The organism is Streptomyces justiciae, from assembly GCF_015163075.1.
Taxonomy (GTDB): Bacteria; Actinomycetota; Actinomycetes; order Streptomycetales; family Streptomycetaceae; genus Streptomyces; species Streptomyces justiciae.
Window position 1 is genome coordinate 175,478 of the sequence record NZ_JADDXU010000012.1, and the last position, 14,011, is coordinate 189,488.

Annotated in this window: 13 protein-coding genes and 1 tRNA gene; 4 read left to right on the top strand and 10 right to left on the bottom strand. The window is 69.8% G+C overall.

All coding sequences use genetic code 11. The annotated features are described in order from the left end of the window. Positions 1 to 63 precede the first annotated feature (63 nt). Positions 64 to 2,487, top strand: coding sequence for an SCO7613 C-terminal domain-containing membrane protein (locus tag IQ210_RS30330; protein WP_194082357.1), 2,424 nt, complete (start codon positions 64 to 66; stop codon positions 2,485 to 2,487). A 94-nt stretch (positions 2,488 to 2,581) separates the two neighbouring features. On the opposite strand, the gene IQ210_RS30335 is transcribed toward IQ210_RS30330, so the two are convergent. The 7 genes from IQ210_RS30335 to IQ210_RS30365 form a co-directional block, all read right to left on the bottom strand. After that, positions 2,582 to 5,320 carry an exo-rhamnogalacturonan lyase family protein gene (locus IQ210_RS30335; RefSeq protein ID WP_194082358.1) on the bottom strand — a complete coding sequence of 913 codons (2,739 nt, stop codon included), beginning with the start codon at positions 5,318 to 5,320 and terminating at the stop codon, positions 2,582 to 2,584. A 170-nt stretch (positions 5,321 to 5,490) separates the two neighbouring features. Beyond that, positions 5,491 to 6,099, bottom strand: a complete 609-nt coding sequence (locus IQ210_RS30340; protein ID WP_194082359.1) for a hypothetical protein — start codon at positions 6,097 to 6,099, stop codon at positions 5,491 to 5,493. Between the two features lie 10 nt (positions 6,100 to 6,109). Next, positions 6,110 to 6,985: a carbohydrate ABC transporter permease gene (locus IQ210_RS30345; protein WP_194082360.1), complete on the bottom strand. Its 876-nt coding sequence runs from the start codon at positions 6,983 to 6,985 to the stop codon at positions 6,110 to 6,112. After that, a complete protein-coding gene (locus IQ210_RS30350; protein ID WP_194082361.1) occupies positions 6,982 to 7,938 on the bottom strand; it encodes a carbohydrate ABC transporter permease in 957 nt (318 codons plus the stop codon). The genes IQ210_RS30345 and IQ210_RS30350 overlap by 4 nt, the downstream gene beginning before the upstream one ends. Positions 7,939 to 7,952: 14 nt before the next feature. Continuing rightward, a complete protein-coding gene (locus IQ210_RS30355; RefSeq protein ID WP_194082362.1) occupies positions 7,953 to 9,197 on the bottom strand; it encodes an ABC transporter substrate-binding protein in 1,245 nt (414 codons plus the stop codon). Positions 9,198 to 9,565: 368 nt separating this feature from the next. Next, positions 9,566 to 9,637, bottom strand: a tRNA-Val gene (locus IQ210_RS30360). A 63-nt stretch (positions 9,638 to 9,700) separates the two neighbouring features. Further along, entirely contained in the window at positions 9,701 to 10,153 is a 453-nt protein-coding gene (locus IQ210_RS30365) for a TIGR02611 family protein (RefSeq protein WP_194082363.1), read from the bottom strand. Positions 10,154 to 10,344: 191 nt separating this feature from the next. Here IQ210_RS30365 and IQ210_RS30370 point away from each other — a divergent pair, with 191 nt between their 5' ends. Together IQ210_RS30370 and IQ210_RS30375 are read left to right on the top strand one after the other, a co-directional pair. Next, positions 10,345 to 10,758: an SsgA family sporulation/cell division regulator gene (locus IQ210_RS30370; RefSeq protein WP_004002642.1), complete on the top strand. Its 414-nt coding sequence runs from the start codon at positions 10,345 to 10,347 to the stop codon at positions 10,756 to 10,758. Positions 10,759 to 11,012: 254 nt separating this feature from the next. After that, complete coding sequence (locus IQ210_RS30375) at positions 11,013 to 11,573, top strand: CGNR zinc finger domain-containing protein (RefSeq protein ID WP_194082364.1); 561 nt, start codon at positions 11,013 to 11,015, stop codon at positions 11,571 to 11,573. Positions 11,574 to 11,655: 82 nt separating this feature from the next. Here IQ210_RS30375 and IQ210_RS30380 read toward each other — a convergent pair whose 3' ends face one another. Then, positions 11,656 to 11,808, bottom strand: coding sequence for a hypothetical protein (locus IQ210_RS30380; RefSeq protein ID WP_020138043.1), 153 nt, complete (start codon positions 11,806 to 11,808; stop codon positions 11,656 to 11,658). A 156-nt stretch (positions 11,809 to 11,964) separates the two neighbouring features. Then, positions 11,965 to 12,405 carry a hypothetical protein gene (locus IQ210_RS30385; RefSeq protein ID WP_194082365.1) on the bottom strand — a complete coding sequence of 147 codons (441 nt, stop codon included), beginning with the start codon at positions 12,403 to 12,405 and terminating at the stop codon, positions 11,965 to 11,967. Between the two features lie 199 nt (positions 12,406 to 12,604). On the opposite strand from IQ210_RS30385, the gene IQ210_RS30390 reads away from it, so the two are divergent. Then, on the top strand, positions 12,605 to 13,126 hold the full coding sequence (locus IQ210_RS30390; RefSeq protein WP_194082366.1) for a DsbA family protein: 522 nt from the start codon (positions 12,605 to 12,607) through the stop codon (positions 13,124 to 13,126). A 29-nt stretch (positions 13,127 to 13,155) separates the two neighbouring features. Here the strand turns inward: IQ210_RS30390 and IQ210_RS30395 are convergent, their stop codons facing one another. Further along, entirely contained in the window at positions 13,156 to 13,980 is an 825-nt protein-coding gene (locus IQ210_RS30395) for a GNAT family N-acetyltransferase (RefSeq protein WP_194082367.1), read from the bottom strand. Between the last annotated feature and the right edge of the window lie 31 nt (positions 13,981 to 14,011).

A 14,011-nucleotide genomic window follows, 5' to 3' on the forward strand; every position in this document is an offset into this window, starting at 1 on the left:
AGGAGTCTGCCGGTCCGGACGCCCCTGGTCGTGCATCTGAGTACGTTCTGAGTACGCGCACTCATGTCGTACGACGTGACCCGGACCACACTCCAAGGCATGACGCACTTTCCGCCCCCGGCCGAGGAGTTGCGGCTCCTGGACGCGGAGCTGTTCCACCTCGACGCCCGCCGGGCCCAGTTGCTCCGGCGCCGCGCCTGGCTGGTCACCGCCCTCCAGACCCCGGCCCCTCCCCCGCCCCGGCCCACCGTGGCCGCCCGCCCCGAGGCCACCGCGCCCCGGGTGCAGAACGTGCTGCTGATGCTCGGCGGTGTCCTGCTGCTCATCGCGGCGACGGCGTTCACCCTGGTCAGCTGGGGTGACCTGGGGATCTCCGGGCGGGCCACGGTGCTCGGCGCGGTCACCGCGGCGACGCTCGCGGCGCCGGTGGCGCTGCTGAGGCGCGGCCTGCGCTCGACGGCCGAGTCGGTGGCGGGCCTGGGCCTGGCGCTGACGGTCCTCGACGCGTACGCGCTGCACGGGGCGGTTTTCACCGGGGCGGAGGGCGCGCCGTACACGGCGATCGTGTCGGCGCTGCTCGCGGGCCTGTGGCTGGCTTACGGCCTGCTGCCGCCCCTGAAGGACCTGGCCCTGCCGCTCCCCGCGGCCGTCCTCGCGGCCCAACTGCCGCTGTTCTACAGCGCACTCGCGCTGGACGCCGACGCGTACGGGGTCACCGCGGCTCTGCTGGTGACGGCCGCGTTCGACACAGTTGTGGCGCTCCGAGCGACCGCCGGCCTCGTACGCTTCCTCGCCGTCGTCGGCGCGTACGGCCTGGGCGGCTCGGGCGTTTGGGCGGCCGGTTCGCTGTCCTGGACGGCAACCGGCCCGAGCGCCGCCGCCCGTGCGGCGGCGCTCCTCCTCCTCGCCGCGACGATCGCCCTGGCGGCGGCGTGGCGAGGCACGAGCGCACAGGACACCGCGCCCGGCACCGGCCTCCCGGCAACGCAGGGCACCGGTCACGCCTTCGGCCTCTCGATCGCCTCCGCCCTCCTGCTGGTCGCCGCACTCGGCGGCATGGCACGCTCCGCGCTTCCCGGCACCTGGACGGTTCCGGTCCATCTCGCCTGCGGCATCGCCCTGTTGGCGGCGGTACGAGCGGATCGGCTGCCGGAGACGGTACGGCGCGGGTTCGGCGCGGCCTCCGGTGCCGTGCAGGCCCTGGCCGTGGTGTGGACGCTGCCCGTCGTGGCGGTGACGCTGCTGGGGCCGGTCGCGTGGGTGACCCACGCCTGGTCGGGGGCGCCGGCGGACCTTCGCGAGGCGGTTACGGTGGACGCCCCCTGGCCGCCGGACGCGGCGACGGCTCCGCTCGTGCTGGTGGCCGTGGCGGCCGTACTGGCCCTGGCGGTACGGCACACCGACTGGCGTCCGCGAGCCCTCACCGGCGCGCTGGTGCTGACGTGGGCGGCGGTGCTGACGCTTCCCGCGGTCCTCGAACTGCCGTACACACTCGGCCTGTTGATGCTGGGCTCGGTAACGGGCGTGATCCTGGCGTCGCCCTACGGGCAGCCGACCGCGACCGTTCTCGCCCTCGCCACCTCCGCGAACCTGGGCTTCGCCGCCCTCGCCTCCCAGTCGGCGACCCTCACCGCGCTCGGCGCCCTGACGGCGTTCTTCACGGTGGTCTCCTGGCGGTTCACGGCCGTCACGGCCCCGGCGGCCCTCGCCTACGCCACGACGCTGGCCTGCGCGATCGGTGCGGCGGCGGACTGGCAGCCGCAGTACACGGCCCTGCTCGTGCTGGCGGTCCCGGTGTCCGCGGCCCTGCTGGCGGCGCGGCTCAAGGAGCCCCGCGCGACGGTGACGGTGGAGGTCACCGGAGCCGTCGCCGCCCTCCTGGCCCTCACCCTCGCCGCGACCGACCTGCCGATGCTGGCCCTGGTCCTGTCCCTGTGCGGAGTGATCGCCGCGGGCACCGCCCTCCGCCCCGACCGCCACACCGTGGGCTACGCGTCCGCCGCCCTCTTCCTCCTGGCCACCTGGGTGCGCCTGGCGGCCTGGGAGGTCGACACCCCCGAGGCGTACACGCTCCCGGTCACGGTCCCGGCCCTGTTCGTAGGCTTCCTCCGCAGGCGGCGCGCCCCGGAGACCTCGTCCTGGACGGCGTACGGACCGGGCCTGGCCGCCACGCTCCTGCCGAGCCTGGTCATGGCCTGGGGCGACCCGCACTGGACCCGCCCGCTGCTCCTGGGCCTGGCGGCCCTGTCCCTCACCCTGCTGGGCGGCGGCTACAGCCTCCAGGCCCCCCTGGTCCTGGGCGGCTCGGTCCTGACCCTGGACGCCCTCCACGAACTGGCCCCGTACATAGTCCAGGTGACGGACGCCCTCCCCCGCTGGGTGCCCCCGGCGCTGGCAGGCCTCCTGCTCCTCGCCCTGGGAGCGACATACGAGCGCCGCATCAGGGACGTCCGAAGAATGCGGAACATCCTGGGAAGGATGAGCTAGCCCACCCAGGGGCGCGGGGCTGTGTCGATTTGCGGCTCCGCCGCGCGGGCGCGACCATCCACAACAGCCCCGCAGTTCCCCACGACCTGAATCGCTACGAAGGCATCTTGTCCCCCAACAGCGCCAGGTTCTCAATCGCCGCAAGCCCATACAGAGCCGTGTCGTTGGTAGAGATCCAGGCCGCCTCACTACCCGCGACCAACGTCACCGGACCGCTCAACTCCTCCGTCTTCCAGGGCGCCGACTCCTTGTACCCGTCGGAGTTGTAGAACTTCTCCCACGCCCGCTTGGCCAGCTTCTCGTCCCCGGTCTTCACGGCGGCGTACGCGTCGAGCCGCGAGTGGCCCTGGAACAGCAGCAGCGTCCCGAAGTTGGACCCGTACCGCGCCGCCTGCTCAGCCTTGGTGGCGTTGAAGTAGCGGCAGTAGTCGAAGTACGCCTCGTTGAACTTGGGCATGTCGACGAGGTCGATGAGCTCGGCGCACAGCTCGTTGAGCCCGAACACGGCGGAGAGGTGCGAGACCCCGACGACCGGCGTCGAGGCGACCGCGAACTTGCCCGTGTCGAGGTCGTACAAGCCACTGCCCTGCACGAACCCGTTGGGCTGCGCGGCGATGCCCTCCATGGTCGACAGGACCCGCGCCTTGGCCTTCTCCCACTTGGGACCCTTGCGCTCCCACTCGGTCAGCCACGCCGACACCAGACCCGACCAGTCGGTGCCGAAGCCGACCGACAGGGCGTGCCGGTCGGGCGTGTAGACGTCGGTGCGGACCTTGCGCAGCGGGTCGAGGACGAGGAACGTCTCGTCGGAGTCGACGTTGGCGTGCATGAGGTCGCCGACCCGCTCGTCCGCGGTGAGGAAGTAGTAGTAGCGCCGGTACGTGGTGTTGGCGATGCGCTGCTGCTTGGCGCTGTCGGCGTAGTGCTGCACACCGTGCCGGGTGCCGAGGCCGGCCCACTTGCCGAGGTGGTAGACGTCCACCTCACCGGTGTGCCGGGTCATCGACTCGGCGAACCGGAAGATGTCCGCGCGGCCGGAGCGGATGTACGCGAACCACAGCCAAAGGTCCGGCGAGAGCTCGGAGTTGTCCCAGGCATAGCCGCCGATGTCGTACCGCCACTGGTGCCTGACGGTGTCGTAGGTGTGCATGATGTCGCCGTAGTCCCAGAAGCCGTACCAACGGCGCTGCTCCACCTGGTCCTTGTAGTAGGTGAAGAGGAAGTCGAGGTGGTCCTCGATCTTCGCCTTGGCGGCGGTGGAGCGGTCGGGCTCGGAGTACAGGCCGGGCCCGAAGACCTTCGCCTTGATGAGCTGCTTGGGCGGCGCGGCCAGCTGCGGCAACACCCGTACGGCTTCGACCTGTTCGGCGAGCTCGGCCGGGGTGGGCGTCGACTCGTTGGCCCAGAACAGCAGTTCCGAGGTACGGGCGATGCCGTACGGCGTGCCGAACTCCGGCTCGTAGTCCTCGTAGGTGATGTTGAGGCCTTCGAGCTGCTCGGCGAAGGTGTCCTGGCCCATGCCGTCGTGGTAGAAGCGCAGGTCCATGGGCTGCGCCTCGGGCGACCAGAGCCAAAGGGTGACCTCGGCCTCGTCGGTCTGGGCGTCGCGGATGTCGAGCTGGGCGGGGAACTTCTCCCAGAAGTCCCGCAGGCCGAAGGAGAGTCCACCGCTGACGCCACCGACGTACCCGAACCCGGAGGCCCGCTTGCCGCCGCCGGCGCCGATCCAGCCGTGTCCCTTCTTCGTCCGCTTGCGCAGGGTGAAGCCGTCGGCGGAGAGCTGGGAGAGGGTGTAGTCGCCCCACTCGGGGATGTACTGGAGGCGGGTCGTGACGCGCTGGTCCCAGGTGGACGGGTCCGGCAGCTTCTCGCCCGCGTACTGGGCGGCCTGGACGGCGGCCCCCGGGTCGCGGCGCAGACCCGTGATGCCCTTGACGGCCTCGCGCAGCAGACCGGTGCCCTCGCCGCCGATGCGGATGTGGCGGTCGTACGACTGGTCGCGCATCGGCACGGTGAAGCGGACGCCGATGCCGCGGATGAAGTCACCGCTGGCCTTGCCCGGCTCCTGGGTGCCGTCGAAGGTGATGGTGTGCACCATGCGGAAGGAGTCGGCGCCGGCGTAGAAGTACAGGCGGATGGAGAACGGCAGCCAACTCCGGTCGCCCCGGCGGTGCTTGCCGTCGATGCGGACGACCGCGCGGACCGGGCCGTCCTGCTCGACGGTCACGTCGGAGATGGCTCCGTCGAAGCGCTCGGTCTTGACCGTGCCCTGGTCCTCGTCCTCGATCTCGGGCTGGCGGATCAGGACGAGCTTGCCGTTCTTGGCGATCTCGGTGGAGCCACGGGTGACCGACTTGATCAGCGTGGCACCGGACTTGCCGATCTTCGCGGTGATGACGCCCGTGGAGACGGTGATCGTGCCGCCGCCCTGGTCGACGGTGACCTTCTTGTCGGGTACGGCGGCCTCGCCCGCGGTGAGCGTGAGCTTGCCGTTGCCCGAACTGACCGCGTGGGCGGTCCACTTGAGGGAGCCGTCCGGCCAGTAGGCGATCGGCCAGGACTGCACGGGCACGGACTTGCCGTCCGCATCGGTGAGCGCGAAGGTCTGGTCCTCCTGGTGGACGCCCTTCGGCCAGGGCACGCCCAGGGTGGAGCCGGGGGCGGCGCCGAGTCCGCCGTCCTCCAGCCAGTCCAGGGTCACCGGACCGTCGTCGGCCTCGGCGGCTCTGGGTGCGGCCTGCGCGTCCTTCGCTCCTAGCGCCCAGCTGAACTGCGCGGCGGCGCCGGCGACGGCGGCTGCCTTGAGGATGGACCTGCGGGGGATGGGAGACATGGTCATTCCTTTCCATGTGCGGCTGTGCGGCTGGTCAGGGGCATGACAGAGAGAGGTACGGCGCCCGGGGCACCGACCTTGATTGCGCAGGGGCCCGCCCGTCAGCGGTGCGTCTGCGAAGGAACACACCGCCCGTCAGCGGTGCCGGCTGCGGATAAGCGCACCGCCCGTCAGCGGTGCCGGTAGCGCTCTTCCACGGCGACGGCCGCCGCCGCGACGGCTCCCAGGACGGGAACCGCCAGCGGCGCGACGAACGCGGCGGACAGGGCCACGACACCCAGCCCGCCCACGATCAGGAAGGACCCGGCGGGGTCGAGCAGGGTGCGGCGCCCGGCGTCCGAGAACAGCGCCCGCCAGGAGGCCTCCGGTGTCCAGACGGCCGCCGCCCGCAGCAGGGCCACGACCACGGCGATCAGGGCGAACAGGCCGACGGCCCCGACGAACGGCCCGCCGGGAATCCCGGCCCGCGCGGCCAGGACGTCCACCCAGACCGCCCCGGCCACGGCCCAGCCGGCGAGCCCGACGGCCCACCCACGGCGCAGGGCTGCCCGGAAGTCCGCGCCGAACTCCCGCCAGCCACCCACCTCGTGACCGATACGCCGTCGCAGATGCCGGGCGCCGGCGGCGAACGCCGCGGGGTAGGTGACGACCCCGAGACAGGCCACGGCGATCCACACGCCGGTGAGCAGGCTCTCGGCGAAGAGGCTGAAGCGGTCGCCGAACATGGACTCCTTGCGCGAGGCCCGCGAGGTGCGGGCCTTCACCCGTGCTTGCGCCATGCTGACCGCCTCACTTCAGTCCGGACGTCGCCATGCCGTCGATGAGGTACCGCTGGAAGGCCATGAAGAAGGCGATGACCGGCACGAGTGCCACGAGCGACATCGCGATCATGCTTCCGTAATTGGAGATGCCCTCCTGGTCGCGGAACATCATCAGACCGAGCGAGACGGTGTACTTCTCGGGGGTGTTGAGGTAGATCAACGGCCCCATGAAGTCGTTCCACGCGTTGATGAAGGTGAAGATCGCGCTGGTGATGATGGCCGGCCGGCTCAGCGGCAGCACGATGGACCAGTAGGTCCGGAAGTGCCCGCAGCCGTCGAGCTTGGCGGCCTCGTCCAGCTCGCGCGGCAGCCCGCGCATGAACTGCACCATGAGGAAGACGAAGAACGCCTCGGTCGCCAGGAACTTGCCCGCCACGAGCGGCACCATGGTGTCGACGAGTTCCAGCTTGCGGAACATCACGTACTGCGGGATGAGCAGCACGTGGTACGGCAGCAGCAGCGTGCCGATCATCAGTGTGAACAGCAGGTTCCGCCCGGCGAACCCGATCTTGGCGAAGGCGTACGCGGTCAGCGAGCTGGAGATCACGACACCGACGACGGCGAGCCCGGCGTAGGTCAGCGAGTTCAGGAAGAACGTGCTGATGGAGATGCCGGAGATGCCGTCGGCGAGCCCCGAGAAGTTCGCCCAGACCGGCTTGGTCGGCAGCAGGTCGATGCTGGCGATGATGTCCTTGCTCGGCTTGAACGAGGCGCCGAGCACCCAGATCACGGGGTACAGGACGACCGCGAGGACGGCGAGCGCGCCGACGTGCCAGGCGATCGACCCGGTGCGCCGCCGCTCGCTCGCGGACCGGACGACAGGAGTACTGGTGGCGCTGGTCACTTGGCGGCCTCCTCGTAGTGCACCCACTTCTTCTGCGACCAGAACAGGACCGCCGTGACTAGCGCCACCGCGACCACCAGCGTCCAGGCCATCGCGGAGGCGAAGCCCATCTGGGCCTCCTTGAAGCCCTTCTGATACAGGTAACAGGTGTAGACGAGGGTGGCGTCGGCGGGCCCGCACTGGGTGTTGGAGACGACGTACGCGGACCCGAAGACCTGGAACGCGTGGATCGACTCCAGCAGCACGTTGAAGAACAGCACGGGGGAAATCATCGGCAGGGTGATGTTCCAGAACCGGCGCAGTGGTCCGGCGCCGTCCATCTCGGCGGCCTCGTACAGCTCCTGCGGGACCTGCTTGAGACCGGCCAGGAAGATGACCATCGGCGCGCCGAACTGCCAGATGCTCAGGGCCACCAGCGCGTAGATGACGTAGTCCGGGTTGCCGATCCAGCCGCCGACGTCGAGTCCGAAGACCTTCTGGGTACGGTCCACGATCGCGTCGTCCGAGAACAGCGCCCGCCACACGAAGCCGACGGAGACGCTGGCGCCGATGAGCGAGGGCATGTAGAACGCGGCCCGGTACAGCCCCTGTCCGCGCCGCTTCTGCGCGAGCAGCAACGCCACGCCGAGGGCCAGCAGCAGCTTCAGCGGTGTGGCCACGACGACGTACTTCAGCGTGACCTCGACCGACTTCTGCCAGCGCGGGTCCTGGAACATGGTCGTGAAGTTGTCGAGGCCCACCCACTCCGGTGGAGTGAAGAGGTTGTAGCGGGTGAACGCGTAGTACAGCGACGCGATCATCGGCCCCGCCGTGAGCACCAGGAACCCGGCGATCCACGGCGACATGAAGAGATAGCCGGCGATGTTCTCGCGGCGCCGCCCGCGCCGCCCGGCGGCAGGAGCGGCGGACCGCTTCTTCGCCGGGCGCGCGGGCGCTTCCTTGACGAGCGTCATGGTGGTACGTCCCCTCAGCCCGCGAACGCGGCCTTGGCCTCGCTGAACAGCGCCTTGGCGGCGTCGGCCGGCTTCTTCTTGCCCTGGGCGACCTCACCGCCGATGCGCAGGAAGGCGGCCTCGATGACATCGGCGCCGGACGGGTGCGGGGTGATCTTCCCCAGGACCCCGGCCTTGGCGACCTCCTCCTCGTACGCCTTGACGCCCTTGTTCTGGTCGTCGGCGGGTACGAAGGCGTCGTACTGCTCGGTCGTGGCGAGGATGCCGCGGTCGTAGCCCATGATCTTGCCGACCTCGGGGTCGTGGACCATGAAGGAGATGAACTGGGCGACCTCCTTGGGGTGCTTGGTCCCGGAGAAGGCGCTGAGCATCAGCGAACCGAGGTACTGGCCGGTGTCCTTGCCGTCCGTGGTGGGGATCGGCGCGAGCCCGTAGTCCGACTCGCCCTCGCCCTCGTAGCGGATGGAGAAGTTGTCCCAGGTGAACTCGGACGCGGCGAGCCCGGCGGACAGACCCGACTTGGGGTAGACCTGCTCGATCTTCTTGGGGTCGGCGACAAGGCCGGACTTCACGCGCTTGTAGCCGTCCGTCCACCACTGCGTCAGGTCGTCCTCGGTGAAGCCGAGATCGGTGTCGGTGAAGAACGCCTTGCCGTTCTGACGGAGGTACAGGTCGTACAGGTACATGATGCTGAAGTAGCCCGTGTCACCGGCGATCTTCAGCTTGTCCTGGATGGTCTGGAGCGCGTCGAAGTACTCGTCCCAGGTCCAGCCCATCTTCGCCTCGACGCCGGCCTTCTTGAAGGCCTTGAGGTCGATGACGAGCGCCATGGTGTTGGCGCCGACGGGGATGCCGAGCTGCTTGCCGTCGACCTGACCGTTCGCCAGAACTCCGTTGCGGAAGTTCTTCAGGTCCAGGTTCCCGGAGTCCGCCTGGGACTTGAGGTCCATCAGAACTCCGCGCTTGTCGTACTTGCGCAGGAATCCGACGGCATTCTGGAAAACGTCCGGCGGATTTCCACCGGAGGCCTGCGTCTGGAACTTCTCCCAGAACGCCGCGTAATCGGTGAATTCGGGCTTGATCTTGATCTTCGGGTACTTCTTCTCGAAGACCGCGATCGCCTTCTTCATGGCAATGGTCCGCGGCTCGCCGCCCCACCAGGCATAACGGAGCGTCACATTCCCGTCGCCGGAGCCGCTGTCGCCTCCGCACGCCGTCGTCGTGGCCAGCCCGAGCGTGGCCGCCGCTCCACCGGCCACCTTCAGGATCGTACGCCTCTCAACATTCCTGCTGGTTCCCACAGTCGGGCCCTCCCCGCGCAGCGTCGTTGCCGCCTGCATGAATCGTTTCAAGTAAGCGCTTGCTGGCACAAGGTACGAAGCCCCTCGGAGGGCGTCAATGATTCGGACAGGAATTTCTTGCGGGACTGATCGGCGAGTTGACGGCGCATCGCCGGACTGTGCCGGAGCACAGACGGCGAAGTCGCAGGTGAGGAGGCGGGGTTCGGTCGGCCGAACATGAACAGACCTGCCGGGCCCGGAGGTTGTCCGGCTGAAACTCGCCGGAGGTTCCGCCACCGGAAACGACGACGGCCCGTCTGCTCTCGCAGACGGGCCGTCGGTCCGGGTGGGCGATACTGGGTTCGAACCAGTGACCTCTTCGGTGTGAACGAAGCGCTCTCCCACTGAGCTAATCGCCCGGACGCAGGAAGAACATTACCCCATGTCAGGGGGTGCCTGAGCACCCCCCGCACGGCCACCGGTCACTGGTCCTTGATGTTCCAGGGCATCTCGAAGCCGAACTTGTAGAGGTAGACCCCGACGATCGCGGCCACGATCACCAGGCCGATCGACGTCAGGATGATGTTGCGCCGGCGGACCTTGGGGTCGAGCGCCCGCTGCGCCGCCTCGGTCACCTTGCGTTTCGTCCAGCGCAGCACCAGCTGGGCCCAGACGAACTCGGTCGCCCAGATCGCCATGCCGCCGAAGATCACGACCCAGCCGGGGCCCGGCAGCGGAAGCATGATGATGCCGAGGACCACGACCGCGAGGCCGATGATGAAGATCCCGACCTGCCAGCTCAGGTGCAGCACGCGGCGGGCCTTGATGAATTCCGGCGCTTTCGAGCCGAGCCCCTGCCCGCCCTGCGCCCCACTGGTCTGCGTCTCGTCCGATGCCACGGCCACCTCGGCCCGCTCGTCACTCCCCGTGTTCATACAGCCAAACCCTACCGGAGAGAAACCAGTCACCGGAATGGTCGTACCTCGCGAACAGGACGTCGGCCGGAAGAGTTACGTAAAGACACGCAAAACACTCAGAGGGGTTTACAACGGCACCGTAGGTGGCATGTCGATTTCGCCGACGTGCGAATCCCCGAGCGCACACTGAGCGAAAGGCCCTGGCGCTTATGAACACCACGGTCAGCTGCGAGCTGCACCTGCGCCTCGTTGTGTCGAGCGAGTCCTCCCTGCCTGTCCCCGCAGGCCTGCGGTACGACACGGCCGACCCCTACGCCGTGCACGCCACCTTCCACACCGGAGCCGAGGAGACCGTCGAGTGGGTGTTCGCCCGCGACCTCCTCGCGGAGGGCCTCCACCGGCCCACCGGCACCGGCGACGTCCGAGTCTGGCCGTCGCGCAGTCACGGTCAGGGCGTCGTGTGCATCGCCCTCAGCTCCCCGGAGGGCGAAGCCCTGCTCGAGGCCCCGGCACGGGCCCTGGAGTCCTTCCTGAAGCGCACGGACGCTGCGGTGCCGCCCGGCACCGAGCACCGGCACTTCGACCTCGATCAGGAGCTCTCGCACATCCTGGCGGAAAGCTAGGGCGAGGCCTCACCAAGCCGCCCGGCGCCGTCGACTCGGGGTGACGGCTCGGGCCAAGACAACCGCATAGGTAAGCACACCGGCGCTGTCACCGCGGATCCTCGCGGGGCGGCGCCGGTGCGCTTGTGCTGTCCGCCCGCCGCACGTCGGCGCGGGATCCGGGCGGCCGCGACCGGTACAGCCGCTCGGGAAGCCACTACCATCGGCCAGCATCGGCGGGCGCCCGCCCGACCCCCCAGGCCAGGGAGCGAAACGTGCTGATCACCCATGACACCCGGTGTGCCCTAGATGCCGTGGTGGATCTGGTGAACACCGCACCGGAGGACACCACGACCCCGGACGCGCTGCCGGACGTCGTTGCTCTCGAGGATTTCGTACGAAAGCACGAGATCAGTGATGTCGGGGTTCTTTCCGAGTTCGACCTCTCCGCGGTGCGCAAGATCCGCGGACGGTTCGCCGCGATCTTCTCGGCCTCGGACGCCCGGGTCGCCGCCGGGATGATCAACGAGTTGGTGGCCGCGGCGGGCACCACGCCCCGGCTCACCGATCACGACGGCTACGACTGGCACGTGCACTACTTCGCCCCGGGCGCCTCCGTCGCCGATCACCTGGCGGCGGACTGCGGGATGGCGCTGGCCTTCTTCGTGGTCGCCGGGGAGCAGGAGCGGCTGCGGCGCTGTGAGGCGCCCGACTGCCGGCGCGCCTTCGTCGACCTCTCCCGCAACCGGTCGCGGCGCTACTGCGACAGCCGCACCTGCGGTAACCGGCTGCACGTGGCGGCGTACCGGGCGCGTCGGAAGGAGGCGGCGGGCTGAGGAGCCGGCCGCTCAGCGGGACCTCGATCTCAGGGTGTCGACGCGGTACCCGGCGGGTGACGCCGGGTACCGCGGGAACGGCTCACAGCAACAGCAGATCGTGCAGCGCAGCCATGAGCAGCAGACACCCGATCACCGCAAGGAAGATCATCAGCGGTGGCTGGGAAAGGGCGAAAAGGCACCCGCGCGGCTCATCCTGAGGCGGCGCGGCGTCGCTCTGTGTCGTGTCCAGCATCTCGCGGGCGATGATGACGCAGACAGGACCCCTCGTGTCACCAACACGCCCGGAATCGCAGGGTAGTTCGCCGGATTCCGTGATGTCCGGTCCAGAACGTTCACGTTCGCGTCCGGGATCGGCACCGACTGTGTCGTTTCAGTCAGCCTGCGTCCGTCATATGCCGTGCTTCTTCAGGATGGCCTCGATGTCGCTGAAGTCGTCCGCGGACTCGGAGCGCGGCGCGGCGGCGGGGCGGGACGCGGGGCGGGTGCTCGGGCCGAGGGAGGGGGCCGAGGCCGCCGGGGCGACCGCCTCACGCTGAGCCGACCTGGCCGCCTTGCGCTCCTTTCGGGTGCCGCCGCGGCGGCGCTCCACCGCGCGCGTGGCGGAGAAGAGCAGCCAGGAGGCGCCGAGCACGCCGACGCCGGCCCACGCCGTGACACTGAACGCCGTGTCGGCCACCCACTCGACGACGCCGGTCATCACCAGGCCGATCGGCACGAGGGAGTACGCGGCGATCCGGGCGGCCGCGAGGAAGCGCTTGCGGTACGCCGTGACCGCCGCGATGCCCAGGCCGGCCGCGGAGACGGCGGAACAGACGGTCTCGGCAATCATCCGGTCCTCCAGGCAGGGGTCGATCGGCCAGTTCGTCCCTTCCATCCTGCACCGCCCGAACCCCATGGGGCCATGCTCCGGCGGGACATCAGGGACATCTCCGGGTCGGGTCGTCCGCAGGTGCCGGTCGGGGGCGGCGGCGCCCTGGCCCCACCGGGGTCGATTCGGTCGTTCGCAGGTCGGCTGGGAGACTGAGGGCATGAGCGACTCCTCCCCCGTGTCTCCCGCCGTTGCCGTGCTCGATGTCTGGTGCGAGCTCCAGTGCGCCGACTGTCGTGACGCCCTGGACGACGTCCGGGCTGTGCGGGCCCGCTACGGCGACCGGCTCGAGGTGCGGCTGCGGCACTTCCCGCTGGAGAAGCACAAGCACGCCTTCGCCGCCGCGCAGGCCGCCGAGGAGGCTGCGGAGCAGGGCAAGGCGTGGGAGTACGTCGAGGCCGTGCTGGGGCGGGTCGAGGAGCTGGACCGTAGGGGGGAGCCCTTCCTGGTCGAGGTGGCCGGTGAACTGGGTCTCGACGCCGAGGAGTTCGACACCGCGCTGATCGACGGCCGGCACATCCTGATCGTGGACGCCGACCAGGCCGAGGGCAAGGCGATCGGCGTGACCGGCACTCCGACGTACGTCGTCGACGGTGAGCGTCTCGACGGCGGCAAGAGCCAGGAGGGCCTGCGCGAGCGCATCGAGGGGATCGTGGACCGGCTGCTGGCCGAGAACGCCTGAACCCCGCGGCTCCGGAGGCCCCTCGACGGCTACAGCAGCGGCTTGTAGAAGGCGTACCGCGTCGTCTCGTAGCCCAGTGACTCGTACAGGCGCTCGGCCGGGGTGTTGCCCGCGAACACGTTGAGGCCCAGGGTGCTGCTGCCGAGGGCGTGTGCCTGGGTCTCCGCCAGCAGCATCAGGGCGCGGCCGTGGCCGTGGCCTCGGTGGTCCGCGTCCACTTCGACGTCGTAGACGAAGGGCTTTCCGTCCCGCAGGGCGAGCCACAGCACGCCCACGCGCGTGCCCTCGTGTTCGAGGATGTGCAGCCACGTGTCCTCGGTGGCGAAGCCCTGGGGCAGAAGTGTGTCGTGGTCGCGCCGGGACTTGGCGCGGGCCTCGGCCTCGGGCACGCCCCGGGCGATCCAGGTGCGGGCGTAGTCCTCGGACTCGTGCACCAGCCAGGCGTCGAAGTCGGCCTGGGTCATGGGGCGCGCCCGGTAGCCGGCCGGCAGTGTGGGCGGGGTGTCGGCGAGCTGCTTCTGCATTCCGCGGTTGCGCAGGACGTAGCCGAGCGCCCGGACGAGCCGCAGCGCCGCCTCCTCGGTCGCTTCGACGCCGATCTCGATCTCCCGGCAGCCCCAGCCGCGCGCGACCTCCTCGGCGGCCAGCGCGGCCACCGTGCCCCGGCCCCGGCGCCGGTCGGGTTCCTCGATGCGCAGCTCGCGGATGCGCGCGACCGAGGGGCCGAAGGCGGGAGACGTGCCGAGGTGGACGGTGCCGACGGGACGGCTGTTCACGCACACCTGGTAGCGGCGTGAACGCGTGCCGTCGGCGTTCTGCTGGAGCGGCTCGGTCGGCCGCAGGGTGGTGGTCATCAGGGGTGTTCTACCCGCTGCCGTGCTCCGG